At 50.3% G+C, this 24,052-nt stretch carries 23 protein-coding genes; 7 read left to right on the forward strand and 16 right to left on the reverse strand.

Annotated features, from left to right (window positions below; genetic code table 11):
- Positions 1-136 precede the first annotated feature (136 nt).
- Complete coding sequence (locus ACYVB1_RS21495; RefSeq protein WP_460925877.1) at positions 137-688, forward strand: Crp/Fnr family transcriptional regulator; 552 nt, start codon at positions 137-139, stop codon at positions 686-688.
- Positions 689-862: 174 nt separating this feature from the next.
- Here the strand turns inward: ACYVB1_RS21495 and ACYVB1_RS21500 are convergent, their stop codons facing one another.
- The 5 genes from ACYVB1_RS21500 to ACYVB1_RS21520 all read right to left on the reverse strand — a co-directional run bounded on the left by ACYVB1_RS21500 (position 863) and on the right by ACYVB1_RS21520 (position 4,775).
- The gene (locus ACYVB1_RS21500; RefSeq protein WP_460925878.1) at positions 863-1,609 is read right to left on the reverse strand and encodes a ZIP family metal transporter; all 747 of its coding nucleotides are present in this window, start codon (positions 1,607-1,609) and stop codon (positions 863-865) included.
- Between the two features lie 701 nt (positions 1,610-2,310).
- Positions 2,311-2,598, reverse strand: coding sequence for a hypothetical protein (locus ACYVB1_RS21505; protein ID WP_460925879.1), 288 nt, complete (start codon positions 2,596-2,598; stop codon positions 2,311-2,313).
- A gap of 94 nt (positions 2,599-2,692) precedes the next feature.
- Entirely contained in the window at positions 2,693-3,307 is a 615-nt protein-coding gene (locus ACYVB1_RS21510; RefSeq protein WP_460925880.1) for a hypothetical protein, read from the reverse strand.
- A gap of 118 nt (positions 3,308-3,425) precedes the next feature.
- On the reverse strand, positions 3,426-4,286 hold the full coding sequence (gene nadC / locus ACYVB1_RS21515) for a carboxylating nicotinate-nucleotide diphosphorylase (protein WP_460925881.1): 861 nt from the start codon (positions 4,284-4,286) through the stop codon (positions 3,426-3,428).
- A gap of 75 nt (positions 4,287-4,361) precedes the next feature.
- Positions 4,362-4,775, reverse strand: coding sequence for a DUF4783 domain-containing protein (locus ACYVB1_RS21520; protein WP_460925882.1), 414 nt, complete (start codon positions 4,773-4,775; stop codon positions 4,362-4,364).
- 277 nt (positions 4,776-5,052) lie between these two features.
- Here ACYVB1_RS21520 and gpmI point away from each other — a divergent pair, with 277 nt between their 5' ends.
- The 3 genes from gpmI (at position 5,053) to ACYVB1_RS21535 (ending at position 8,799) form a co-directional block, all read left to right on the forward strand.
- The gene (gene gpmI, locus ACYVB1_RS21525; RefSeq protein ID WP_460925883.1) at positions 5,053-6,579 is read left to right on the forward strand and encodes a 2,3-bisphosphoglycerate-independent phosphoglycerate mutase; all 1,527 of its coding nucleotides are present in this window, start codon (positions 5,053-5,055) and stop codon (positions 6,577-6,579) included.
- Between the two features lie 32 nt (positions 6,580-6,611).
- Positions 6,612-7,160, forward strand: coding sequence for a hypothetical protein (locus ACYVB1_RS21530; protein WP_460925884.1), 549 nt, complete (start codon positions 6,612-6,614; stop codon positions 7,158-7,160).
- A 118-nt stretch (positions 7,161-7,278) separates the two neighbouring features.
- Complete coding sequence (locus ACYVB1_RS21535; RefSeq protein ID WP_460925885.1) at positions 7,279-8,799, forward strand: M43 family zinc metalloprotease; 1,521 nt, start codon at positions 7,279-7,281, stop codon at positions 8,797-8,799.
- A 29-nt stretch (positions 8,800-8,828) separates the two neighbouring features.
- Here ACYVB1_RS21535 and ACYVB1_RS21540 read toward each other — a convergent pair whose 3' ends face one another.
- From ACYVB1_RS21540 to prfA, 3 genes are all read right to left on the reverse strand, one after another.
- Positions 8,829-9,251, reverse strand: coding sequence for a secondary thiamine-phosphate synthase enzyme YjbQ (locus tag ACYVB1_RS21540; RefSeq protein ID WP_460925886.1), 423 nt, complete (start codon positions 9,249-9,251; stop codon positions 8,829-8,831).
- A 29-nt stretch (positions 9,252-9,280) separates the two neighbouring features.
- Positions 9,281-10,654, reverse strand: a complete 1,374-nt coding sequence (locus ACYVB1_RS21545; protein ID WP_460925887.1) for a hypothetical protein — start codon at positions 10,652-10,654, stop codon at positions 9,281-9,283.
- 205 nt (positions 10,655-10,859) lie between these two features.
- The gene (prfA, locus tag ACYVB1_RS21550) at positions 10,860-11,936 is read right to left on the reverse strand and encodes a peptide chain release factor 1 (RefSeq protein ID WP_460925888.1); all 1,077 of its coding nucleotides are present in this window, start codon (positions 11,934-11,936) and stop codon (positions 10,860-10,862) included.
- Between the two features lie 298 nt (positions 11,937-12,234).
- Between prfA and ACYVB1_RS21555 the strand changes: the two genes are divergently transcribed.
- A complete protein-coding gene (locus ACYVB1_RS21555) occupies positions 12,235-12,555 on the forward strand; it encodes a thioredoxin family protein (RefSeq protein WP_460925889.1) in 321 nt (106 codons plus the stop codon).
- Between the two features lie 8 nt (positions 12,556-12,563).
- Complete coding sequence (locus ACYVB1_RS21560) at positions 12,564-12,806, forward strand: DUF6952 family protein (protein ID WP_460925890.1); 243 nt, start codon at positions 12,564-12,566, stop codon at positions 12,804-12,806.
- Positions 12,807-12,887: 81 nt separating this feature from the next.
- Here ACYVB1_RS21560 and ACYVB1_RS21565 read toward each other — a convergent pair whose 3' ends face one another.
- The 8 genes from ACYVB1_RS21565 to rbfA all read right to left on the reverse strand — a co-directional run bounded on the left by ACYVB1_RS21565 (position 12,888) and on the right by rbfA (position 22,331).
- On the reverse strand, positions 12,888-13,499 hold the full coding sequence (locus ACYVB1_RS21565) for a TetR/AcrR family transcriptional regulator (protein WP_460925891.1): 612 nt from the start codon (positions 13,497-13,499) through the stop codon (positions 12,888-12,890).
- A 153-nt stretch (positions 13,500-13,652) separates the two neighbouring features.
- Complete coding sequence (locus ACYVB1_RS21570) at positions 13,653-14,336, reverse strand: carotenoid biosynthesis protein (protein WP_460925892.1); 684 nt, start codon at positions 14,334-14,336, stop codon at positions 13,653-13,655.
- 7 nt (positions 14,337-14,343) lie between these two features.
- A complete protein-coding gene (gene crtD / locus ACYVB1_RS21575; protein WP_460925893.1) occupies positions 14,344-15,828 on the reverse strand; it encodes a 1-hydroxycarotenoid 3,4-desaturase CrtD in 1,485 nt (494 codons plus the stop codon).
- A 141-nt stretch (positions 15,829-15,969) separates the two neighbouring features.
- On the reverse strand, positions 15,970-16,413 hold the full coding sequence (locus ACYVB1_RS21580; protein ID WP_460925894.1) for an SRPBCC family protein: 444 nt from the start codon (positions 16,411-16,413) through the stop codon (positions 15,970-15,972).
- A gap of 279 nt (positions 16,414-16,692) precedes the next feature.
- Positions 16,693-19,620: a DEAD/DEAH box helicase gene (locus tag ACYVB1_RS21585; RefSeq protein ID WP_460925895.1), complete on the reverse strand. Its 2,928-nt coding sequence runs from the start codon at positions 19,618-19,620 to the stop codon at positions 16,693-16,695.
- A 171-nt stretch (positions 19,621-19,791) separates the two neighbouring features.
- Complete coding sequence (locus tag ACYVB1_RS21590) at positions 19,792-21,015, reverse strand: ABC transporter permease (protein WP_460925896.1); 1,224 nt, start codon at positions 21,013-21,015, stop codon at positions 19,792-19,794.
- 101 nt (positions 21,016-21,116) lie between these two features.
- Entirely contained in the window at positions 21,117-21,926 is an 810-nt protein-coding gene (locus ACYVB1_RS21595; RefSeq protein WP_460925897.1) for a class I SAM-dependent methyltransferase, read from the reverse strand.
- A 15-nt stretch (positions 21,927-21,941) separates the two neighbouring features.
- Entirely contained in the window at positions 21,942-22,331 is a 390-nt protein-coding gene (gene rbfA, locus ACYVB1_RS21600) for a 30S ribosome-binding factor RbfA (RefSeq protein WP_460925898.1), read from the reverse strand.
- 202 nt (positions 22,332-22,533) lie between these two features.
- Here rbfA and ACYVB1_RS21605 point away from each other — a divergent pair, with 202 nt between their 5' ends.
- The gene (locus ACYVB1_RS21605; RefSeq protein ID WP_460925899.1) at positions 22,534-23,937 is read left to right on the forward strand and encodes a hypothetical protein; all 1,404 of its coding nucleotides are present in this window, start codon (positions 22,534-22,536) and stop codon (positions 23,935-23,937) included.
- Positions 23,938-24,052: the final 115 nt, after the last annotated feature.

A 24,052-nucleotide genomic window follows, 5' to 3' on the forward strand; every position in this document is an offset into this window, starting at 1 on the left:
TTTCACCAACAACTAAACTTGCTTCGGCAGCATAACGCTTGCTGGTGAAAACACGCAGCAAGGGCGGCGGTTGAACAGGAAGCAGCCAAAATCAACCATAAGCATCTGAACTGATTTTCTAAAGAAATAGCCGCCTATGCTCCAGTCCCTCCTCCAGCAAGTCCCCTACCTTACGCCGGAAGACATCGCTGCTTTTGTGCCGCTCTGGAAGAAGCGGGTGCAGCTGAGCCGGTACAGTTTCCTGATACAGCAGGGGCAGGTAGAGCAGGGGTTGTACTTTGTCACCAGTGGGGGCCTGCGCATTTACTTTCCGCTGCCTGATGAGGAGATTTGTGTTGGCTTTTCCTATCCGGGTAACCTGGTGGTCTCTTTCCCTTCGTTTGTAGATGGCAAGCCATCGGCCTACTACATACAAGCGTTGAAGAGGAGTGAGTTGTTAGGCATCAGTAAAGCTGACTTTATGCAGCTGATGGCGGAGCATCCTAGCATTAAGCGGTTCTGGTATGAGGAACTGGAGAAGGCGCTGGTGGACAAGATAGAGCGGGAAGTAAACTTGCTGCTGCCGGAGCCGGAGCAGCGCCTGCAGCGTGTCATGCGGCGAAGCCCGCAGCTGTTCCAGCACATCCCTAAAAAATACATCGCCTCCTACCTGCGCATGTCTCCCGAAACGCTGAGCCGCCTCAAGTAACGTTGCCCTGATGTTGGTGCCTCCTGATACAGACAGGACTGAGTCTGAAAACCTTCGGCCTCGGGAAATGACTGATGCAACCTTAGGTTCTGCCTAGTATATCTATGAAAAAGGTCGTCCTGCCGGGTTGTTTTGCAGCGCCAGCTGATACACCTGATATTTGATGCACACAGGTTAAATAAAATCAGATATAAGTGCCAGTGATAAACCACATAAAGTTGCGATAAGTTTGCTACGGTTAAAGTGGTGGTCGGGGCTTGTCTCGAACAGGATGGTAGTGGAAATGTGCAGGAAGTTACCCGCAACCAAACCTGTCAGGGCAGTATAGATAAGCCCATCCGGCGCTTCCTGAGGTAAAACCACATTACTGAAGAAGATACCTAAAGGAGAGCCAACAGCAAAAATCAGCAGCCACGGAAAAGCTTTCCTGAAGTTCTCCAGCCTCGACAACAGCACCGACATTAGCGCAAAAGCAGCCGGCACATGGTGCAGCGCCACCCCCAGCAGCACCACATAAAAATTATCGCTACTGTGTGCGTGGCCCGCACTGTACTGCTTTTGCTCTACCAGGATGCTTCCCTCCAGAAAAGAATGCACAAAAAGTGACCCCAGCAGCAGGAAAGGCATTGAGCCAATACGACCATGGTGGTGCATATGCCCGTGCTCTACTCCATGTGAGAAAAGCTCCAGCACCAATTGCAGAAAGAAACCTGCCAGTACCCAATAGCCTACGCCATGAGCGTTGGTGCTGCCGTTCCGGAGCACGTCTGGCAGCAGGTGTATGATGGTAATAGTAAAAAGATATGCACCACTGAAAGCAAGGGCTATTTTTAACCACCTAGAATTGTGGGGCGGAAACACCTTTACTAAAAAGGCCGATAACACTACTGTAAAAAACAGAACAAGTATAGCTACAATCATGTAGAGCTGTTATTTCTTAAGCATAAAAATAACCCGGTCGCTTTTTCCCAGGTCAAACGGGTTCAGGTGATAACCGCCAAACACCTCTGCCAGGCGCAACTGTATCACCTTAAAGTATTATCAAAAGCCACTCTCCCGCAACACCCTTAACCCGCTCTGCACGTGTATTCCTTCCCCTCATCACAAACAAATGGTTTTGACAGTAAACCCATTCCCTACGCCGCGCGTGACTCTGAAGTTTACTGCATGCACCTCTTTTCCCTCCGCTACCAGGTTTAAGTTACTTTATCGGTACTCCTGAAGTTGATACCAGAATGCCTCTCACATCAAAACTTTTCTAGTCGGGCATAATACATAGCGGCCTTTGCCACAGCCAGACCCAGAATCCCATCGTGCGGTTTAGGGTGAAGGTTAGGCCAGCAGCCGGTCCATAAACGCCAGCGCCTCCTGCGGTTACGGTTGTTGTACCGTATTTGATAGTACGGATAGCCAAACCAGATACAGAGCCACTCGTCTTCCTGTTGCGCCACAGAGGCCCAAAAGCAATTATGTTGCAAATATAGGCGTTTTATCGGAACCTGTGCGCAGGCAGCAGCAACCCGTGCACAGGTTGCTGCCCCGGCTGCTACCGTAAGGGCAAAAAAAAGCCTGCCGTTACTGCGATGTACAGCAACGGCAGGCAAGTAAAAAATCGGTAAGGCTTAGTGCTCCATTGGCCCCTCAGCGGTGTTTGTTTCTACTTCTTCAGAAACACTGTCACCAGGCTGAATGCTGTTGCCACCTCTCTGGTGGCCTGGCATATACTCTTCTTCATGAGACTGCCCATGCACCTCGTTCACTTTGCCAATGTTATACGTATTGCGTGTACCTGGCTCTACGTAATCCACAGATACTTTATCTTCTGGTCTCAGGTCAGATGGAGTATCGCAGGAAGAAGCCATGAACAAACCGCATACGGCGGCAAATACTGCTACTACGTTCTTATTCATTTTTGTACGTTTTTATACTTTCTCTACACGTGCCTTGCTTTATGTTATACCAGCAAGGCATTATCTATTAAATATTTACGTTGATACCTCGCAATTAGGTTGTGGTACTGGTTGTGGTACTGCTGGCCAGCAGGTTCTTACGGCGCAACAGGCTTTCCATCAGCTTCATATCGTTTGTGCTGTTAAAAATGCGGAAAGGCAGGTGTATGAAGATAGGGGTCTGGAAGTTGCGGGCAACCCAGCCTTTCCATCCGCCTGGCAACTGGGCATCGGCAGGGGGCTGCAGCCACAGCAGGTAAGCTTCCGGCTGCACCTCTGCTTTCTGGATCATTTCCCAGTTCAGGGCCATGCCCTCGCGCTCATTGCGCTTCATCAATATCTGGCGGTTATCAATCTCGTACGTCAGCTTCTCGAACAAGGGGTTGCCCTGCTCCATCTGCGTTACCCCCATAACCTGTGCCGACCGAAGCAGCACAAACAGCAGGGTAACAATAATGGCAGCTGCCACCCACCACCAGGAGAAGTTGAAAACGGCTGGCAATAACAGCAACACCAATGGAATCAAAGCATACCACCAATCATGGCGCCATACTTTTGCCAGGGCCATGCGGGTATACTTTTCTTTATCGAGCTGATATTTCTTTGTGCGGATTCCTTGTGGAGAAGGTCCCTGTGCGGTCCGAAAACCTCTTTGATTTGGTCGCTGCATATTCAATTTAAAGTCGAAATTCTATTCTCTGCCAACTCTCTTTTCTGGCATCACTCCGCAGAGCGAAATTCTATAATCAATAAAAACCCTTCGCTCTTACGGCAAAGGTAACCTGATTTTATTTATAAGCCTTCAGGCTGATATCTAAACTCTTCATGGAGTGTGTGAGCGCACCTACCGAGATGTAATCTACTCCGGTTTCCGCCACGGCGCGTATGGTTGTTTCTGTAATACCTCCTGAGGCTTCTACCTCGTACCTGCCGCCAATCATGTTCACGGCCTCCCGCATGGTTTCAGGCTTCATGTTGTCCAGCATAATGCGGTGGATGCCGCCTGTCTCCAAGGCCTCTTTTACTTCCTGCAGGTTGCGCGTTTCCACCTCAATTTTCAGGTCTTTTCCTTTTTCCTGCAGGTAGCGGTGGGTAGCGGTAATGGCTTCGCGGATGCCGCCGGCATAGTCCACGTGGTTGTCTTTCAGCATCACCATGTCGTATAAGCCGAAGCGGTGGTTATGGCCACCGCCAATTACAACGGCCCATTTCTCCATCATCCGGAAATTAGGGGTAGTTTTGCGGGTGTCCAGCAACCTGGCACCAGTGCCTTCAATCAGCTGCAGCAGGGAGTTTGTATAGGTGGCGATACCACTCATGCGCTGCATGCAGTTCAGCACCAGCCGCTCTGCCGTTAAGATAGACTGCGCTTTTCCTTTTACCGTCAGGCCAATATCCCCATACTTCACTTTTGCGCCGTCCTGCAGCAGTACCTCTACCTGCAGCCCAGGATCTACGGCGTTAAAAATGATGGTTGCCAGTTCAACGCCTGCCAGTATCCCGTCTCCTTTTATCAGGAGGCGCGCCTGGTTCTGCGCATCGGCGGGTATAGCCGCAAGCGAAGAGTGGTCACCGTCGCCGATGTCCTCGGCCAGCGCCCTGGCGATAAACTCGCGTATGTTTTCTTCGGTCAGGTATGTCGGTCTCACGGTTTTCACGGTGCAAAAATAAAAAAAGGCTCGGTATAAATGCCGGGCCTTCTTAAAAATCTCATTATTATTTGCTTAATCCTTTATAAAATTCATCGAGTGGATCAGGTATTTGCCGTTTGCAGCCTTCATTCGGATTAGGACTGTGTAAGAATCACCTTTAGAGGCATATGTGCCAATAGCATACAGCTGGCCCTTGTCGGAGGTGCCGTTGTGGTTCACGCTAAAGTCTACAGGGGCATTCTTGGCAAAGAAGTTCTTCATCACAAACTCGGCCTGGGTATTGCTGTAACTGGTGGCTTCACCACCGTCGAGCGTAATCTCCACCATACTGCTGAAGTTTTTAGACAAATCCTTGGCCGAACCCACCTTCATCGCCGACTTTACGCTGTTCATGGCATCATTTTGCGCCACTGCCTGCCCTGCCGAAAAAAATACGGCTACCATTAACAAAGAAAATGCTACTGCAATGTGTTTTAAGTTTTTCATATGACCGTTTGTGTTCCTGCCCTCACATCAGCTAAAACTATGCCAACTAAGCTATTGCTGATTGCGTGTTTAAATTTAATAGTATATTCTAAATATACGAAAATTACATTCGCTGCCGCTTAACTGTTCCTATATGATACAACGAAAACCTTACCGCCGTAAAAGCAGTAGCCGCTACAAGAAGTAATTTCCGTTGAACAGGCTTTGCACTGGCATAAGCAGCCATTAATAGGTAGCTGTTAGGCAGCCATTGAAAGATTATAGTTATATTTGCGCCATGGATAAAAAGGTACTTTTAATGATATTGGACGGGTGGGGTATTGCCACCAATCCGGAGGTTTCAGCTATTCAGAAGGCCAATACGCCTTTCGTTGATTCTATCCTTGCGAAATATCCGACCACCAGGCTGCAGGCCTCGGGCGAGGCTGTTGGCCTGCCTGAAGGACAAATGGGTAACTCCGAGGTAGGGCACATGAACATTGGCGCTGGCCGCGTAGTGTATCAGGACCTGGTGCGCATTAACAAGGCGATTGCGGAGCGCAAACTGGCCACTATGCCTGTGCTTGCCGATACCCTTGCTTATGCCAAAGAAAACAAGAAGCCGGTGCACCTGATCGGTTTACTTTCTGATGGCGGTGTGCACTCGCACATCAACCACCTGAAAGCCCTCTGCTCTGTAGCCGCCGACCAGGAACTTCGTGATGTTTACATCCATGCTTTTACAGATGGCCGCGACACAGACCCGAAAGGCGGTGTGAAGTACATTAATGAACTGGAGCAGCACCTGGAGCAAACAACCGGCACGATTGCCTCTATTGTGGGCCGCTACTACGCCATGGACCGCGACAACCGCTGGGAGCGTGTAAAACTGGCCTACGACCTGATGGTGCATGGCACAGGCACGCCATCGCAGAACCTCATCAAATCCATGCTGGACTCTTACAATGCCGGTGTGTCGGATGAGTTTATTCAGCCAATCGTGAAAGTGAACGATATGCAGCAGCCGATTGCCACCATCAAAGAAGGTGATGTGGTGATCTGCTTTAACTTCCGCACCGACAGGGGCCGCGAAATTACGCAGGCGCTTACACAGCGTGACTTTCCTGAGCAGAACATGTTCAAACTGAACCTGCGCTATATCATGATGACCAACTACGATGAGAGCTTTCTGGACGTAGCGGCCATTTTTGAGAAAGACAACCTGAACAATACGCTAGGCGAGGTGCTGGCGAAAGCCGGTAAAAAGCAGATACGCATTGCGGAAACAGAGAAGTACCCGCACGTAACCTTCTTCTTTTCCGGAGGCCGCGAAACTGCTTTTGAAGGGGAAAGCCGCATCATGTGCCCGTCACCCAAGGTAGCCACTTACGACCTGATGCCGGAAATGAGTGCTTTCGACATCCGGGATGCCATTGTGCCTGAGTTGGAGAAGAAGAGCGCTGACTTTATCTGCCTGAACTTTGCCAACCCGGACATGGTAGGCCATACGGGCGTGTTTGAAGCTGCTGTTAAAGCCTGTGAGGTAGTAGACCAGTGTGCCGAGAAGGTGATTACGACTGCTCTGGCAAACGGCTATATCACCATTGTGATTGCGGACCATGGCAACGCCGACTGCATGATTAACGAGGACGGCTCGCCGAACACAGCCCACACCACCAATCTGGTGCCTTGCGTGCTGGTAAGCGACACCCTGAGCGTGACGCTGCAGGAAGGCAAGCTTGGCGACATCGCCCCAACCATTCTGGAGTTGATGAACATTACCGCGCCAGCAGAAATGAACGGCATATCACTTATATCTAAATAATACAGGTGGCCAGGCATATAGCAATCTTCTTCTTGGTCCTGCTACTGGCCACAACTGCTTGTGAGAGGCCTGCTCCGCCCACATCTGCCGAGGCGGAGGCTTCTTACAACTTAACAACCTACCTGGAGCAACAGATAGAGCGCCTGCAGGCTGAGCGGCCCATGGTGCTCAAGTCTGTTACCACAGAAGGGAACCCAACCGAAACCATTGAGACCGCTAAAGTAGACTGGGAAGACGAGCTAGCCGTTTTCGGACAGGCTGACCTTAACCGCCCTGCGCTGGAGGAGTACTATACCAAACAGGAGCAGGTGCTGGATGATGGAAGCGTTGTTGTAGAGTACAACAGGGTAGAGGACGCCGAGCCACTGGTGCACTACCTGCGCCTGGAGCTAACCCCTGACCGAAAGCTAAAGCAACTGAATGCCCTGATCCAGGACCAGAATGTGCTGTTCTACTCGCGCCGCAATGTGCAGCTCAACGCAGACCCTGCCAGTGGCAACATCTCAGGCTATAGGGTGCAGGGTGTCCAGAAACTTATACTCTCAGACTCGCTGCACTACATGGTAGACGCCAACCTGTAAGCGCATCTCCTTAAAAATCAGCGCATAGCCGACGTAAAAGCGTTACAATTTTGCTATCTTGCACAGATTACGCAGCACGGCTACGTGATTTGATTTCCTTTACCCCTGTTATTGCCGCATGCGCACGTTTACTTTAGTGGCACTGATATGCTTAGGTCTTGCCTGGCATGCTTTAGCCCAAAATTCTGGCTCTGCTGTTACTAGTGTCCGCAAGTGCGCTACGGATGCTTATACAGCATTATTACAGGCAGAGGACCCGGAGTTTCAGGAGCGGCAAAAAGTAGTGCAACAGCAGGTGCAGCAGGTAATGGCGCAGCAGGAGCGGGGGCAGCAGCTGCGTGCCGACGTGGTGATTACGATTCCGGTTGTATTTCATGTAGTCTATAATGCAGAGGAGGAAAATCTCTCAGAGGCTGCTTTGTTGTCGCAGCTGGAGGTGCTGAACAACGATTTCAGGCGACTGAATGCAGATACCGCTACCACTCCGGAGTATTTTCGCCCCTATGCCGCCGATACCAGGATTCAGTTCTGCCTGGCTACCACCGACCCTAACGGAGACCCCACCACCGGCATTACCCGCACCCGCACCACCAACAGCTATTTCAGCTATGCCAGCGACAATGTAAAATATACAGCGAAAGGTGGCATCGATATCTGGGACAGAGACCAGTACCTGAACATCTGGATCTGCAATATTGGAGGCGATACCCAGAGCAGTATATTAGGCTACGCTACCCCACCCGGCTCACGCGCCGTGAATGATGGTGTTGTCCTGCATTATGCCTCTGTAGGTGCCCCACCTGTCAACAACTTTAAATGGAATTACAATATGGGCCGCACCGCCACCCATGAGGTGGGCCATTGGCTTGGCTTGGGGCATATATGGGGTAGCGGCTCCTCCTGCACCGACTCTGATGGCATAGACGATACACCCAACCAGCGGGAAGAAAATGGCGGATGCCACAGCGGAATAAAAATTTCCTGCGACGACAGCCCTTTCGGAGACATGTACCAGAACTACATGGATTACAGCGATGATGCCTGCATGAACCTCTTCACAAAAGGCCAGGCAGACTTTATGCAAGCCATACTTGCCACCTCGCGCGGCAGTATCCTGAACTCCCTTGCCTGCTCCGGCACACTGCGGTCTGATTTTGAAGCGACCTCGCCAAATGACACGTTGATCATTGCAGGAAAAAGCATCAGTTATTCAGATGCCTCTGCGGGAGTTCGCCCCTCAACATGGTATTGGGAATTTGAGGGAGGCGTTCCGGCTGTCTCTACACAACGAAACCCAACCGTTATGTACCCACGGCCAGGCAGGTACAGCGTTAAACTGACCATATCAAACGGAAACCTGAGCAGTACAGCAATAAAGGAAAACTATGTGCACGTTACGGTAAGTGACCTGGTAGTATACCCCAACCCTACCACAGACTTCCTGATGATAGAGCAGCCTGCCCGCATTATGGTGCGCCAGGTAGAGTTGGTAAACAAGCTGGGTCAGGTAGTCATAAAAGAGGAAGCCCGTGACCGGGTGCTGCGCCTCGACGTGCGCAACCTGCCACAGGGCCTGTACATTCTCCGCATCAAGAGCACCAACGGCACAGAGGTGAAGCGTATCAGCGTGCTGCGGTAAGGGAGAACCGGGCAGTGCAGCCCGAGGCGCTAATTTCCCTGTAGCGTTACAACCACAGTGCGCTTGGAGGCATGGTCACGGTGCTCGCAAAGGTAAATTCCCTGCCAGGTGCCGAGGTTCAACCGCCCTCTGGTAATGGGTACTGTAACAGAATTGCCAAGCAGTGCGGCTTTCAGGTGGGCCGGCATGTCATCAGAACCTTCTAGAGTGTGGCGGTAGTAAGACTGGTTTTCCGGTACCATGTGGTTGAAATGACTCTCAAAGTCCTGCCGTACGGTAGGGTCTGCGTTTTCGTTGATGGTTAAGCTGGCGGAAGTGTGCTTGATAAAAACATGCGCCAGCCCCACGTTTAAGTCTTCCAGTTCAGGCAGCTGCGCCTCCAGTAAATCGGTGATGAGGTGAAATCCTCTCTTTACGGCCGGCAGCCTTACTTCTTTCTGAAACCACTTCATAATAAATTTTGGATAACTGAATGATTGAACTAGTCTATCGTTCGCTCAAGGGCACCTGCGTCTGGCAGAGTTGTGCTGCGGGCAGTGCCTTTTAGGTCTGACTGAACAGCTGGCAGGTATTTAGCAGCACCACTGGCCGGAGACAATGTATCTAGGGTAAAATCGGCTTTGGCTGGCGCCTTAAATTTAGGTGCTTCGTTCAGCTTATTCCCGTTTTGAGCGAACACTTCCTTATACACATCTGTCAGAAGCAGGTTGTGACTTATTTCTGTTGCGGCGCCTGAAGGTGAAATCAGCACCTCATCTTTTAAGTTATAGCTGTCAGAATACACAATAGAATTTACAAGGCGCAGCGATGTGGGCTGATCTTCTATTTCTGTGCCCGGAATAAAATCTGTGATAACAAACAGCGGGGCCTCGCGCACTGCCTTGTTGTTATAGCTGACAATGGTGGAGTAGATTACTTCATAATTGCCCCCTCCCAGGCCCCCAAAGCCGTACTGTCCGCAGTTGTAAATGAGGGTATTCACCACCTTTACATCCGAGGTAAAAGCAACAACACCATCTATGTACGCATGCGCTATCACGCACCCTTCCACTTGTGTTCCTGCTTTTCCCGGATTCCCGATGCGCAGGCCATACCGGGTGTTCCGGATGTCGGCGTACTGTATAAGGTTATTGCTGCTTCTGGTTAAAATCCGGATACCCTCCCACTGGCCGGGTGCTGTTTGATAAGCCTCTTCCTGCCTGTAACCTCCAAACACCACACGCTCTTGCGGAGTACCCTGTACCAGCAGGCGCCCGTTTACCAGCAGCACAGCCTTGTTGCTCCCGAAAACGCGCGTTCCTTTTTTGATGGTCAGGGTGGCGCCTTCCTGCACCAGCACCGAGTCCAGCAGGACATGAGGCTTATCGTTTTCCCACACGCTGTCTCCAATAGTTTCCTTGCGATGGAAGTAAGCATTTTGCCCATAAGCTACCAGCTTCACGTTCTGCTGCTGTCCATTCGTACGGAAGAGCACAGAGTCTGCCACTAAAAAGGGGAGGTTCTCATCTGTCGGGTTTATGTTCACCTTCACCAGCACATACAGGCTGTCACCACCCCGCAGCTCCACATTGTTCACCAGCGGGCTTTGCACACCGTTGATAGTAAGCTGATAAGGGGAGGAAGCCGCACCCGCCAACGTAATCTCGCTGATGCGCACAGCCTTCTCGTTGCGGTTGTACACCCTTAACCGCTTGGTAATGCTGCCCCGGCTCACGAAAACCGTATCGAACAGCACCGTGTCTGCTGAGAACTCCAGCACCGCGGAAGGATCTGTGGTGATAACCTCATCTCTTGGTTCACAGGAGAAAAGGCCGAGCAGCAGGAGCAGAGGCAATATGACGAGGTTATATTTCAATATAATTCGATGTTAAAAGCGTTGAAGTTACTGCCGGGGCGCGGCAATGGCAGGCTTGTACCCCCTTTTTTGATGAAGAGGGGAATTCCCGCCTCCTGTGAGCAGCAATTCATCAACAATATAAGAATAAGCAACAAAAAAGGGTGCAGTTGCGGCTACACCCGCCTTACTGCACCCTTTCTATAACTAAATTCTGCCGCCGTTATTATTCTGCTGCGGCACCTTCTTTCAGCCTTTCAGCATTCTCTGCAATACGAAGCTGCTCCACAAAGTCTTCGATACCGCCATCCATTACGTTTGGAAGGTTGTATACGGTATAACCAATGCGGTGATCGGTTACGCGGCCCTGTGGGTAGTTGTAGGTACGGATTTTGTCAGAGCGGTCGCCACCGCCTACCATGCTCTTGCGCTGCGCACCTTCGGCCTCGTTCTTCTTGGCCAGCTCTATTTCGTAGATACGGGAACGTAACACGGCCAATGCTTTGTCAAAATTCTTCAGCTGCGATTTCTGATCCTGACACTGCGCTACAATACCTGTTGGGATGTGGGTCAGGCGCACGGCCGAGTAAGTCGTGTTTACTGACTGTCCGCCAGGCCCTGACGACATGAACAGATCTTTGCGGATATCATTCATGTCCAGTTCAATATCAAGTTCCTCTACCTCTGGCAGCACCACCACAGAGGCTACCGATGTGTGAATACGTCCCTGTGTTTCAGTGGCTGGCACGCGCTGTACGCGGTGTACGCCAGACTCGAACTTAAGCTTGCCGTACACATCTTCGCCAGACATGCCCACAATGATTTCCTTATATCCCCCGGAAGTACCCTCAGTGGCATCGATGAGTTCTGTGCGCCAGCCCTGCTTTTCAGCAAAACGGCTGTACATGCGGTACAGGTCACCGGCAAAGATGGAGGCCTCGTCGCCACCCGCACCCGCACGGATTTCCATGATGATGTCTTTGCTGTCGTTCGGGTCTTTTGGTATAAGCAGTTCCTTCAGGAGCTCTTCCATCTCGTCGCGCTTCGGAATCAGCTCGTCCAGCTCTTCTTTGGCCATTTCCCTGAAGTCCTCATCCTTTTCAGTGGCAATTACCTGCTTGGCATTGTCGATGTTGCTCAGGATGTTCAGGTACTTCTTATATTCAACTACTATCTTATCAAGGTCTTTATACTCTTTATTCAGCGCCTTGAATTTCTTCATGTCGCTGGCCACATCAGGCTGGGTTAGTAACTGGCCCACCTCCTCAAACCGGTGATTGATGGCTTCTAACTTATCTAACATTGTTCTTCTCAGGTTTTATCTCTGCAAAGATATAAAATTGCAGTGTAGTTTCTTTTATACAATTCAGGCTAAAAAGTTGTTCAATGGCCCTAAAGTATTCATTCCTATAACCTTGCCACCTGTGGTTATAGTTTCAGGAGGCACAGTTAAAAGTGGCTGTAAAACAATACAGCCACAGGTTTGTTGGCATTTAGCATAGCAAAAGCTGCATGTTTAGCCCGAAACATTTAATTTTGTACCTAGTATCTTATAGAGTACTATAAATTGATTTTTAAAAAAGTAATAAAACGATAAGCATATGGCCGTTATAACAGCAACAGACAACGACTTTACCGAAGTACTTAACTCAAACGAAAAAGTGGTGGTGAAATACTACGCCGACTGGTGTGGCAACTGCCGCTTGTTCTCTCCTAAGTTCAAGCGCATGTCTGATGATGAGCAATTTACAAATGTTGCCTTCGTGGATGTAAACGCTGAGAACAGCCCGGAAGCCCGTAAGTTTGCCGGTGTTACCAACCTGCCATTCTTCGCCGCTTTCAAAAACGGACAACTGGTGGATACAGTAGCTGCCAGCAAGGAAGAAGCTGTTCGTGACCTGATACACAAATTAAACGTTTAACGATTGATATGAAGATACCTGCTATAAAGAAGCTTGTAGAAAATAATAATTTAGATGAACTGATGGCCGCTGAGGCAGCCATCGTGGATGAGCAGCAACCTGCTATTGAGGTAGAAGGAGAAGACGAGGGGGAGCAACTGACGCACGTCTTGGCCGCTGTCTGGATTCTGAATGAGATGGAGGACAACGGCACTGATTTTAAAACTGCACTGCGCATGTATACGCAGAAGGTGCGTGTTTCAATCAGCTAAAAAGGCTTCTGTACCTAAAAAGTGCTAAGGCCCGGGGTGATGTATACCCCGGGCCTTAGCACTTTTTGCTCCTGTTAATACTTACAGGTTGTTTTTTGCAAAATACTCCTCCGCCATTTTACCTCCCATTTCTGTACAGATGCCGCGCACATAGTATAGGTAGATGCTCCTGAAGACCTCCGCAAGATCATAGCGGCTCGGCGGAAACAAGGCAGGGTTTATCATCATAAAAAACTGCTCCATTATAATTTTCGTCACCAGCTGCAGGTTAATGTCTTTCCGAAAATACCCTTGCAGGATGCCCTTGTTCAGAATCTGGCTGTTCAGGTGGTGCGAATAGTTGGTGAGGTAGTCATATGTTATCGCCCATGCTTCAGGATAATACTGCTGCAGGTCGCTTATCATGAGCGGGTTTGTTGTTTTTAGTGTACTTATCCCATTCTGCAGCAGGATCATGACTTCCTCCACAGGGTTACGTGCTTTGGCCAGCAACTGCTCTTGTGCTCTTTTCTGTGCCTCAACATCAAAAAGTGTCACTTTCTTCACCATATCAGCTTTGCTGGAGAACAGTTCCTGATAGGTTGAGCCGGGAATGCCCACCTTCCTGAGGATGTCTTCCTCTGTATTGGCTTCTATCCCTTCGGTTTTGAACAGGTGCAGAATTCCCTCTAGAACATTTTCTAATAAAGCCATATCAACGCTGTTGCTGACGGTTTCTAAGCAGCGAAACCGCTTTTACGTGAACTTGAAGAAAAGCTTACGTCTTCTCCAACTGGTAAGAGTGATGTAAATATAATTTTACTGAATGACTTACTAAAACGCAAATGACAGTAGCTTTCGTTACTGCTATAACATGCTGAAGAGAATGATGAAAAAGACCAGCTGTACCAGGTATACGTAAGGCGCCAGCTTGTTGGCTTTGTAGAATGGGGCTTTCTGGAAGTACAGCTGCAGCAAAAAAGCCACAGCAAACCAACCGACAAAATTAGAAGAGGGAATAGAGCCGCCCTGCCAGCTCCAGAAATCATACTGCATGGCGACAGGCTCTATAAAGTAATCCAGCAGCACCATGAGCAGTGTGCCCGTGAATGCCTTTGCCAGCCAATGCACCTTAAAATAATTGCTAATATGGCCGGTTGTGTACACCAGCATCAGCCAGTTCAGGCCAATGAGCAGGGGCACCTCCCACAGTTTCAGGCCCAGCGCGGCACCGTAGCTGTAGCTCCCGAATAGCAGCCCTGTATGCACGCCAATAACCTCTGACATAAACCCTACGCCGAACACCACCACTGCAAAAAGGATGAAGCCATTGTTCCAGCGCCGGTGAAAGCTGAAGAGCAGCACGTTCGTCAGTAGCAGGTTCATTGGCGTGAGCTGCTGAAAGTACGTGGAGTTGCCACTGAAAAGTAGCCCCCACAGCCCCACACTGTGGAAGATGACCAGCACGGCTACTGCAGCAGGCAGGGCATATCTGGCATACTTTTCTACGGCATCTTTTATGGCAGGAGCTGTATGTGTGGTTTCAGGCATAATAGTTTTATACTTCCTCTGCGGGTTCTACGGCAGGCACCAATTCTCCTACGATTTTTGCAGAAAGCAGGCAGAGTGGCACACCGCCACCCGGGTGCACGCTGCCACCACAGAAATACAGCCCCTCAATCTGAGAGCTGAAATTAGGGTGACGCAGGAAAGCTGCCATCATGTTATTGGAACTGCTGCCATACAAAGCGCCGGCAAAAGACGAGGTACGGCTTTCGATTAAGAGCGGGTCCAGCACCTGCTCCTGCTCTATGAGCGGCTCGATGTCTGTTTGCAGCATACTACTGAGCTTCTTCAGCACTGTTTCGCGTGTAGTGGCTACCAGCTTTTGCCAGTCCTGCCCCTGGTGGTGCGGCACATTCACCATCACAAACCAGTTTTCACACCCCTCTGGTGCATCTGCTGCCTCCAATTTAGAGGTGATGTTTACATACACAGTAGGGTCTGGGCCAATGGTTTTACGCTGAAAGATATGCTCGAACTCTTCCCGATAATCACTACTAAAGAAAATGTTGTGCAGGTGGAGATCCGGGAACTGCTTCTTAATGCCCCAGTAGTAGATAAGCGCGGAACTGGAGCGAGGCTGCTTCAGCGTTTTCTCCGGCGCCGGATGGTCGGGGAGAAGCCTGCGGTAAGTGGGCACCACGTCCATGTTGCTCACCACTATGTCAGCATTGTAATTGCCCCATGCTGTTTTCACGCTCATCACCTTTCCGGCAAGTGTGCCTATCAGTTCCACGGGCTCCTTATACCGAAACTCAACGCCCAGCTCCTCTGCCAGCTTCACCAGGCTGGCCGCAATGGCATACATGCCACCCTTCGGGTAAAAGGCACCGATGTTGTGTTCGAGGTGCGGAATGATGTTGAGCGTGCCCGGCGCCTGGTAAGGATCTGAACCGTTGTAGGTCGCAAAGCGGTCCAGCAGTTGTACAAAGCGTGGGTCTTTAAACTTGTTGGCGTTTGCCTCATGCATAGTTGTGGTCAGCCCCAAATCCGTGAGGCAGCCCAGGGCTTTCAGCACGTCCAGGCTCAGGTATGTGCCTGCCTTGTGCAGCGACTTGTTCAGGAATGTGTCTGCGGTTCCCTTGTACAGGCGCCTGCTCCGTGCCAGCACTGCTCGTACATCCTGCTCTGGCACACCCAACTGCTGCGCTGCCTCCCTGGCAAAGCGCTCCGGGTCTGCATAGGCTTTTAAGCGGCTGCCGTCGGGCCAGAAGTAGTGGGTAATAGGGCTAAGGCGGGTGTAGGTAAAATAGTCAGCAGGTTTTCGTCCGGCCAATTCAAACAGCTCATCCACAAGGCGGGGCAGTGTGAACAGCGAAGGACCGGCATCAAAGCGATAGCCTCCCAGCCAGAATTCATGCATCTTGCCACCAAAGCTGTCATTGGCTTCGTATACCGTTACCTGATAGCCTTTCAGGGCCAGCCGTATTGATGCGGCGATACCCCCGATGCCTGCCCCAACTATGGCTGCTTTCTTCATACCTACAATGTACGCAGTTTAATTCTTTTGTGCTCTTAACTAGCAGAGCGGAAAAAAGTTTCCCTCCAGGAACGAGGGGAGGGAAGAGAAGAGGCCGGAACCACTTCCTGCCTGCTGAAGGAGGCTAGCATTTAGTTGCTGCTAATGCGTTCTCCTGAACACTTTCTGGTACACTGGCTTTCGCATACTAAACTGCGCCATCATGAGCGGGTAGAGCAGCAGGTCCAGCAGCTTTCTCCCAGTGTTATAAGTGATAATATCATGAATAACAGCGCCGCTGCCGTTTTTGACAATCAGGTGCTTGTGATGCCAGTAGCGCAGGGGAGGAGGCAGTTCCTGACCCTGGTCTATAAAATAAGCGTCTGTTTCGGTTACTTCTCTTTCGGTGATAAGGCTGGTCCAGCGGAAAGATTTGATGCCTGTCTGCAGCTCTACTTCCACCACATCGCCGGGCGCACTGCCATCAAACCGCAGCAGCTTCAGGCGCGGGTAAGGTGGCGACAGCTTCCGGAACAACTGCTCATCAAACGCCCCGAATACAGAGAGATAGTCTTGTTGTACGGGTGTTCTCAGGTGTAGCTGCATGTTTATTGATTGTTAGTTGTTGGTTGTTGTTCCTGACGCCGGTATCAAACTGGTGGCGCTTTGTAGGTGCGAGTCTTTAGGCTCATTTGTGCATACTCCGGTTCCGGGTCAAACCACCCCTGCCCCTCCTTGTCCTAGGAGGGGAGTTGGATACTACTGCTTTAACCCTCTTCCGGAGCGAAAGTTTTACCTCCGGCAAAAGAAAAGCCGCTGCAGTGATTCCTGCAGCGGCTTTTCCATAAATTTTCAGCAATCAACTATCAACAACCAGCAATCACCTCAACTCAACAGGTTTTCGATATCGTCTTTTGTCAGGTTCTTGATGATGGCTTCATCGGTGCTGATGAGGTCGGTAACCAGCTGAATCTTGCGGTTCTGAAGCGCCAGTATCTTTTCCTCTACCGTGTCTTTGGAAATGAATTTATATGTGAACACTGTATTCTGCTGCCCGATGCGGTGAGCGCGGTCAACTGCCTGCGCTTCTACGGCCGGGTTCCACCAGGGGTCCAGGATAAACACATAGTCCGCCGCCGTCAGGTTAAGCCCTACACCACCCGCTTTCAGGGAAATAAGAAATACCTGTATGCTTTGGTCTGTCTGGAAGCGCTCTACCTGCTCCTGCCGGTTCTTTGTGTTTCCGTCCAGGTAAGCATACGTTACATGCCGCTCGTCCAGCACTTTCCGGATAATCTCGAGGTGCTTCACAAACTGGCTGAAGACAAGCACCTTATGCCCCTCACCCACAACGCTTTTAGTCATGCGTAGTACCTCCTTCAGCTTTCCGGACTCCCCTTCGTAGCCAGGGTCCGTCATCAGCGGATGGTTGGCAATCTGCCGCAGCTTTGTTAAGCCCTGCAAGAGCATAAACTGGGTGTTGCCCGGCCCATGTTCCTCCAGGTTTGTCAGTATTTTGTTGCGGTAGTAGGATTTCGTCTCTTCATAAGCATGCTCCTGCTCCTCTGTCATTTTGCAGAAGGTGGTATGCTCTATCTTTTCCGGCAGCTCTTTCGCTACCTGCGACTTGTGCCTGCGCAGGATAAACGGCTTGATGAGCGTGTGCAGGCGGCGTGTTTTATGCTCATCCTTCTCTTTTTCAATTGGCTTGAGAAACTCCTTTCGGAAGAAGTGCTGGTTGCCCAGCAGGCCAGGATTGATGAACGACATCTGCGCCCACAGATCCATGGTACTGTTTTCTACTGGCGTACCCGTCAGGATAAGCCGGTGCCGGGACTTCAAAGAGCGCACAGCCTTGGAAGTGCTGGAGTCCGGGTTTTTAATTGCCTGCGACTCATCCAGGATAATATAGTCGAAGTAATAGGTCTTCAGTAACTCTGCATCGAGGCGCACAATACCGTAGGAGGTCAGAATGACGTCGTAATCCTGAAACTGCTCCACGTTTTTATCGCGGTAGGTGCCGGTGTAGGTGAGGATGCGCAGGTTTGGGGTAAACTTCTGCGCCTCGTTCAGCCAGTTATACACCAGCGAGGTTGGCATGGCCAGCAGCGATGCTGCAGCACCGTTTTCTTTACGGTGCTGCAGCATCGCCAGCGTCTGCACCGTTTTACCCAAGCCCATGTCATCGGCCAGGCAGCCCCCAAATTTGTAGTTCTGCACAAAGTGCAGCCAGTTGTAACCTGCTTTCTGGTAAGGCCGCAGCTCTCCCACAAAGCCTGCCGGTAATGGCTGGTCTTCTATAGTTTCGAACTCGCGCAGTTTCTCCAGCTTGCGCGTCATGGTGACGGTAGCGAGATTGCCCTGCTGCAGGTCGTTCACCAGCGCCATATGGTGCTTTTTCAGCGTCAGGTGGTCTTCTCCCTCTGAAAAGGCAAAGAGCTCTATATATTGCGTAAACCACTCTTCCGGTATAATGGCAACCTGGCCGTTAGGCAGCAGGAATTCGTTGTTTTTGGTAAGAATGTGGTTCTTGAGCCGGATAAATGGTATTTCAAACTCCCCAAAGCGTACGGTTCCGTAGATATCAAACCAGTCGTTTTTCTCAGTGATGCCTACATCCAGCGTTATCTCACCTATAAAGTAATTCTTACCGCTTTTCTCTGACTGCAGCACCTTAAAGCCAAGCTCTTCCAGTTCCACCAGGTTATTGCTCAGCCATGCGAAAGCATCGCTTTTATCGAGTATCGCCTGCCCGTTCTTCACCTCCAGTGCCCGCTTGTTCAACTCCTTCACAAAGGCTTTCTCGTGGTTTAGGTCACGGATGAGCTTGTGGAAGATATAAGATTCCGGTGTTTTCTCCATGCTTACGCTGATGCGCTTAGCCTCCTGCGTCTGCACCATGTAGCCACCGTACTCAAAGGCAAGGTTGAAGAGAATCTTTGTATTAGGCGTGGCCCCACGCTCTGCCCTGCTTTCATTGCCGTTTACCTTTACAGCAGGTGTCTCAGTGGCGGCTATTTCCGAAAACGTAAGATAAGGGCTTGGCTCATACTTCTCTGACCGAATATCGAAGCCCTTGGCATGCACGTCGAAGGACTCTACCAGGGGAGCCACAAACTTTTTGTAGTAGTTCTCCTCTACCGAGCGGGGCACCACAATAAATTTTTTATTCAGGAATGGCTGTAGCTTTTTACCGTCCACATCCTTCTCAAAGCTGTAGACCACATTGTCCAGCATCAGCCAGGCAGGTTCATAGCATATCAGCTCTGCATTCCGGTACTGGAAATCCAGCTTCTGCCCGGCATACTTTATAGTAGGGAAGTAGTGGGTGTTGTCGGCGTTACGCATGAAGTGGAACAGCACTGTAGCGCGCTCCGGGGCAATCTGGATGCGCTTCCAGGTAGGCTCTCCATCCTTGCCCATGATAAAGGTCATCTTGGTACGGAGAAGCTCCAGAATCTTACCCATGCGCCCCTGGATGTAGTGGCTGATGGTTTCCTGCAGGGCCTTGTCTCCCTTCTCCGGATCATAGGTTTTCAGGAAGAAATCTACAGGCGTCATTCTTTTAGAAGAAAAACGCTTCAGCACGGCATCCTGCTGAATCTGGTCCATGAGCGTGATAAGCTTAAAATCATCCGCATCGAGACGGGAAGCAAACTCATCCGCATTTTTGGCGGAAATGTTCTGGTGCTGTAGGGTAAGCTGTCCTTTGGAGTTTACCTGCACCACGAAAGATTCAAACAGATAGCCCAGGTACTCATGCTCAAAGAGCGAATAAATAACCTGAAAAGGCTGAGTGGTGTAGACTTTCATGCCAAAAACAGTTTTAGGGCTTCGAATTTAGCCTTTCTACTGTTCATTTCCTATCAAAAACAAGCTTTTCAACCTATAACGGCAGCAAGAATAGTTTGAAAGAAACAGGTAGTGCCTTGTCGTCCTCGGATTTTAACTTATAGAGGAGCAGGAGGAGTACTTGCTTCTCCCTTACAGGTTGTCTGTGACAGACATTAGCGCAGCTCTGCGGGCGGGCCGCACAGACACCAGCAGGGTAATGATGACGATAGCTAAACCTGTCAGAACAAAATCCTGCACCTGCATTTTCACCGGATAAGCCTCTACTACGGAGGTGGACATGCCCATACTTACCAGGCCGAAGGTCTGCTGCAGGTTGCATATCAGCATACCGATAGACAAGCCGTACGCCGCTCCAATAAAGGCAACCAAAGCACCCTCCATCAGGAAAATATTACGAATGGTATTAGCTGTAGCACCCATAGAAGCAAGAATGGCAATATCCTTCTTCTTATCGATAACGAGCATAGAGAGGGAGAAGAAGATGTTGAGGGAGGCAATGCCAAGTATAAAGGCGAAGGTAATGAACACAAACAGCTTCTCTACCTTTACGGCACGTAACAGGCTGGTGTGCTGCTCATCGCTGTTCTGTACCTTAAAGTCCTCACCAAGTTCCTGTTGCAAGGCGGCTTTTACCCGGTCCACACGCGTACCGTCCTCTACTTTTATCTCCAGCGCTGTGCGGCGGCGGCCATACTCCAGCAGCTCAGCGGCAAAGTTCAGCGGCACAAACACATAAGCATCGTCATACTGCCGCTCAATGGCAAAAATACCCCCTGGCACTATATCCAGCATGTTGAAAGCCCCCTCAGGGTTAAGCGGATTAAACTTGGTGTTGCGGGGGTACATAAACTGCAGCGGCACAAACTGGTTGTTTGTCCTGATAGAGAGCTGGTACTGTACCCCACGCCCAATCAGGGCATGGTAGGCATTATTGTGAATTAACTCGCTGCGGCCTTCCACCACTGCCGAGTCGATCTCGTTCTGCTCAAAGAAGTTCTCGCTCACGCCTTTCACCTTCACCACCATCTGGCGGTCGTTGTAACGCAGCAGGGCATTGTCTTCTATCACCTCCGACACCACCGCTACGCCCGGCATCTGCCGGATGCGGTTCATGAACTCGGTATCGGTCTCGAAAGACTTGCCCTCTACAGCGGTAATTTTCAGGTCAGGATCAAAGCTGGAGTAGATTTCACGGATAAGATCCTCTAAACCGTTGAATACGGAAAGCACAATGATAAGGGCAGCTGACCCCACTGCAACGCCAATCATGGCGATGTTGGAGATAATGCTGATGATGTTTCTCTTCTTTCTGGAGAAAAAATATCGCTTCGCTATCAGAAAAGGAACATTCATCTTTTATTGCTGATTGTTTAGTGCTGTTTGTTTAATAGTTAAACGTTCATTGTTACACGTGCCGAGACAACAATTAAGCCATTTAACAATTCAACAATTAATTATTTCCAGGCTTTCACAATCAGGCCGGTGCCTGATTTGTGGTTACCGTTCACGTCCATCCAGTTCAGCACGAGGCATATCGGGAAGGTGATGAGGTAATAGAACGGCAAAAGCAGGAAGAAAATTTTAGATGTATTCAGCATCAGCAGCGGGTACTTCATAGACAGGCGCCAGGATATCTGCCCCGGCTTACCATACGAGTAGCGCGCTTTCACCTTGCTGAACCCCGCCAGTTTCAACTTATCCTCTATTTCTTTGATGTTATACCCGTCGCGCACATGCTCTTCTATAAAAGAAGCTTCATCGTCACCATGCACATCAGACCCCCCCTGGTCGGAGGGGGTGGAAATGACCAGCATGCCACCCGGGCGCAGCGAGGCCTGGAAATTACGGAATACCTCCACATCCTCCAGGATATGCTCCATCACGTCTACAGACAGAATAAGGTCATAACTTTTAGGTTCCCGGTACTTCACCAGGTCCGCAATCCGGAACAGCACGTTGTGGCGCCCGATGGCACGAATAAAGCAATTGCTGTCCGAAATCTGCTCTTCCTTTACGTCCACAGCCAATATGCTCCACTTGCGGCTCATGCCAGACAGGTAATAGGTATACTGGCCAAAGCCGGAACCTGCATCCAGTATGTACTGCTCTTTGTCGCGGCGGCCTTCTGCCCATTCGCGCAGTTCTTTGTGCACATGCCAGGTACGCAGCAACAGCAGGTCCAGGAGTTTGTAAAACACGCGGCGCAGGAAAGGCGTTTTGTTAAACGCGTCGCCAAGCACCCGCTTTATCGGGTCGTATTGCATAAAGGTGATGAGAAGCTATAAGCCAGGATATGTTTCCTCGTCGTCTTCGCTTGCAGGCGGTATGTCGATGTTATCGAACAGCTTTTCGATGCGGGCTGCATATTCTGCGCTGTCATCTAGGTAAAACGCCAGCTCCGGTACAATCCTTACCTGCTTCCCGATGCGCTGGGCCAGCAGATGGCGGATTGTCTTGGTATTGGCACGTACTTCTAAAAGGAGCGCCTCCGGGTTCTTGGCCATCATGACGCTGATAAATACCTTTGCCAGGCCAAGGTCCGGCGAAACCCGGACTACGCTCACGGATATAAATGCGCCTCCAAAAAGGTGCGGCACCTCCCGCTGGAAGATGTCTGCTAATTCTTTCTGAATCAGGCGAGAAAATTTCTGTTGTCTTTTACTTTCCATATGAAGCTGCAAATATCATATTAATTTCGCATTTTTACCCCAAAAGCGCCTTACTCATTTCAGGCTAGGGTCTTTTGCATTGTTTTGGGACAAAAAACAATAGCCGGTTAAGCTTAGGGAAGTACACGCTCTGCATGTGTTTTTCAAAGCTTTTCCGGTGTCTCTGGTCCCTTATCGTAGTTCCTTCTAACTGTGTCTTTACTTGATTAGTTACTTCCGAAGCATACTGCCTTCCCGACTGATCCTGCTGGTTTTGCTTTTTCTTGCTGTTCAGCTTCCGCTCATTTTATGGAACATATCGGCCACAGCACCCGAACTGCTGCACATGCTGGTAGGGGAGCGCATGGCAGACGGCTTTAACATGTACCGCGACATTTACGACAACACGGCGCCGGTTTCCGCCTTTGTGTTCTGGACGGTGGACATGCTGGCGGGCCGGTCTTTCCTGGCTTACCGGCTCACGGCAATGGGTTTGCTGCTGCTGCAGGCGCTGCTGCTGAATATTACCCTTAACCGCCATAACGTATACGCCACCAAAAACTACCTGCCTGCGCTGCTGTACCTGATCTTAGGAAGCATTTCGTTTGAGTTTAACATGCTCACGCAGCTGCTCATCGGCAATACCTTCATTATCCTGTCGCTGCCCTATATCGTCACGCTTTCGCGGGAGGGCTTTGACAATAACCGCTTGTTTGTAGGTGGGTTTATGCTGGGCCTGGCCGCCATGAGTTACCTGCCCCTGGCCATGTTCCTGCTGATAGGCATCTTCGCGGTTATTTTTTTTGCCTCCAGTACCTTTCGGAGTATGTTGCTGATGCTTTGCGGCTTTGTTTTTCCGTATGCCGTTCTGATAACCTACTACCTTTATACTAATACAACGCAGGAATTCATCGAGCTGCACCTGCTGCGCCCCTGGCAACTGCAGGTAACTTTCCTGCGGCCGCCAGCCGATGTAGCGAAGCTAATGGCCATACCCGCTATCGTGCTTTTACTCTCGCTTTTAAGCACTGCCTCTCTGCCACAACGCCTCGTGTTCCAGGATAAGTTTCAGCAGCTGATGTGGGTATGGCTGTTTACCAGCCTGGTGGTCATTTTTACCAGAGATGAGATTTCGGTGGCAACTTTTATCCTGCTGCTGCCACCCATTGCGTACTTCAGTGAGTTTTTCTTTACCTCTAACCGCAAAATGTGGCTGCTAAACCTGGTCATACTGCTGGTGATAGGAGCTATGCTGGTGCTGCGTTACCGGCACATGCTGCACATCAACAGGTTCCTGCTGCTGGATGAGTCGCCGCTGCTGCTGCCGGAAGAACAGGACCTGCCGATGCAACAGGCTACTGTGCTTGTTTTAGGTAAGGATGTGCGTTATTATACGCAGAACAAGCCGATAACCCCTTACCTTAACTGGGACCTGGCCCAGCGCCACTTCGGCAGGCTGAATGAATACCAGGCGGTATTTGAGATACACCAGAACTTCAGCAGGGAAATGCCTGCTTACATTGTAGATAAAGTAAACCTGATGCCCGAACTGGCTTATAAGCTGCCGGGTATCTTTGGAAAGTATAGCGCTACCAGCACCGAAGGTATCTATGAACTGTCAGAATAGGGTTGCGGCTTAAACGCTCTTCCACCCTATAAAGAGATGGCGCAGGAGCACCTGAATACAACCGAAAACTTTCAGATAAAAGAAAAAGGGCGCTGCACCTATAATGATGCAGCGC

It is taken from the genome of Pontibacter brevis, assembly GCF_054779655.1.

What these genes read in the sequence shown, in the direction of transcription:
- ACYVB1_RS21495 (WP_460925877.1), top strand. Translation starts at nt 137, where the DNA reads ATGCTCCAGTCCCTCCTCCAGCAAGTCCCCTACCTTACGCCGGAAGAC.
- ACYVB1_RS21500 (WP_460925878.1), bottom strand. Translation starts at nt 1,609, where the DNA reads ATGATTGTAGCTATACTTGTTCTGTTTTTTACAGTAGTGTTATCGGCC.
- ACYVB1_RS21505 (WP_460925879.1), bottom strand. Translation starts at nt 2,598, where the DNA reads ATGAATAAGAACGTAGTAGCAGTATTTGCCGCCGTATGCGGTTTGTTC.
- ACYVB1_RS21510 (WP_460925880.1), bottom strand. Translation starts at nt 3,307, where the DNA reads ATGCAGCGACCAAATCAAAGAGGTTTTCGGACCGCACAGGGACCTTCT.
- ACYVB1_RS21520 (WP_460925882.1), bottom strand. Translation starts at nt 4,775, where the DNA reads ATGAAAAACTTAAAACACATTGCAGTAGCATTTTCTTTGTTAATGGTA.
- gpmI (WP_460925883.1), top strand. Translation starts at nt 5,053, where the DNA reads ATGGATAAAAAGGTACTTTTAATGATATTGGACGGGTGGGGTATTGCC.
- ACYVB1_RS21535 (WP_460925885.1), top strand. Translation starts at nt 7,279, where the DNA reads ATGCGCACGTTTACTTTAGTGGCACTGATATGCTTAGGTCTTGCCTGG.
- ACYVB1_RS21540 (WP_460925886.1), bottom strand. Translation starts at nt 9,251, where the DNA reads ATGAAGTGGTTTCAGAAAGAAGTAAGGCTGCCGGCCGTAAAGAGAGGA.
- prfA (WP_460925888.1), bottom strand. Translation starts at nt 11,936, where the DNA reads ATGTTAGATAAGTTAGAAGCCATCAATCACCGGTTTGAGGAGGTGGGC.
- ACYVB1_RS21555 (WP_460925889.1), top strand. Translation starts at nt 12,235, where the DNA reads ATGGCCGTTATAACAGCAACAGACAACGACTTTACCGAAGTACTTAAC.
- ACYVB1_RS21560 (WP_460925890.1), top strand. Translation starts at nt 12,564, where the DNA reads ATGAAGATACCTGCTATAAAGAAGCTTGTAGAAAATAATAATTTAGAT.
- ACYVB1_RS21565 (WP_460925891.1), bottom strand. Translation starts at nt 13,499, where the DNA reads ATGGCTTTATTAGAAAATGTTCTAGAGGGAATTCTGCACCTGTTCAAA.
- ACYVB1_RS21570 (WP_460925892.1), bottom strand. Translation starts at nt 14,336, where the DNA reads ATGCCTGAAACCACACATACAGCTCCTGCCATAAAAGATGCCGTAGAA.
- crtD (WP_460925893.1), bottom strand. Translation starts at nt 15,828, where the DNA reads ATGAAGAAAGCAGCCATAGTTGGGGCAGGCATCGGGGGTATCGCCGCA.
- ACYVB1_RS21580 (WP_460925894.1), bottom strand. Translation starts at nt 16,413, where the DNA reads ATGCAGCTACACCTGAGAACACCCGTACAACAAGACTATCTCTCTGTA.
- ACYVB1_RS21585 (WP_460925895.1), bottom strand. Translation starts at nt 19,620, where the DNA reads ATGAAAGTCTACACCACTCAGCCTTTTCAGGTTATTTATTCGCTCTTT.
- ACYVB1_RS21590 (WP_460925896.1), bottom strand. Translation starts at nt 21,015, where the DNA reads ATGAATGTTCCTTTTCTGATAGCGAAGCGATATTTTTTCTCCAGAAAG.
- ACYVB1_RS21595 (WP_460925897.1), bottom strand. Translation starts at nt 21,926, where the DNA reads ATGCAATACGACCCGATAAAGCGGGTGCTTGGCGACGCGTTTAACAAA.
- rbfA (WP_460925898.1), bottom strand. Translation starts at nt 22,331, where the DNA reads ATGGAAAGTAAAAGACAACAGAAATTTTCTCGCCTGATTCAGAAAGAA.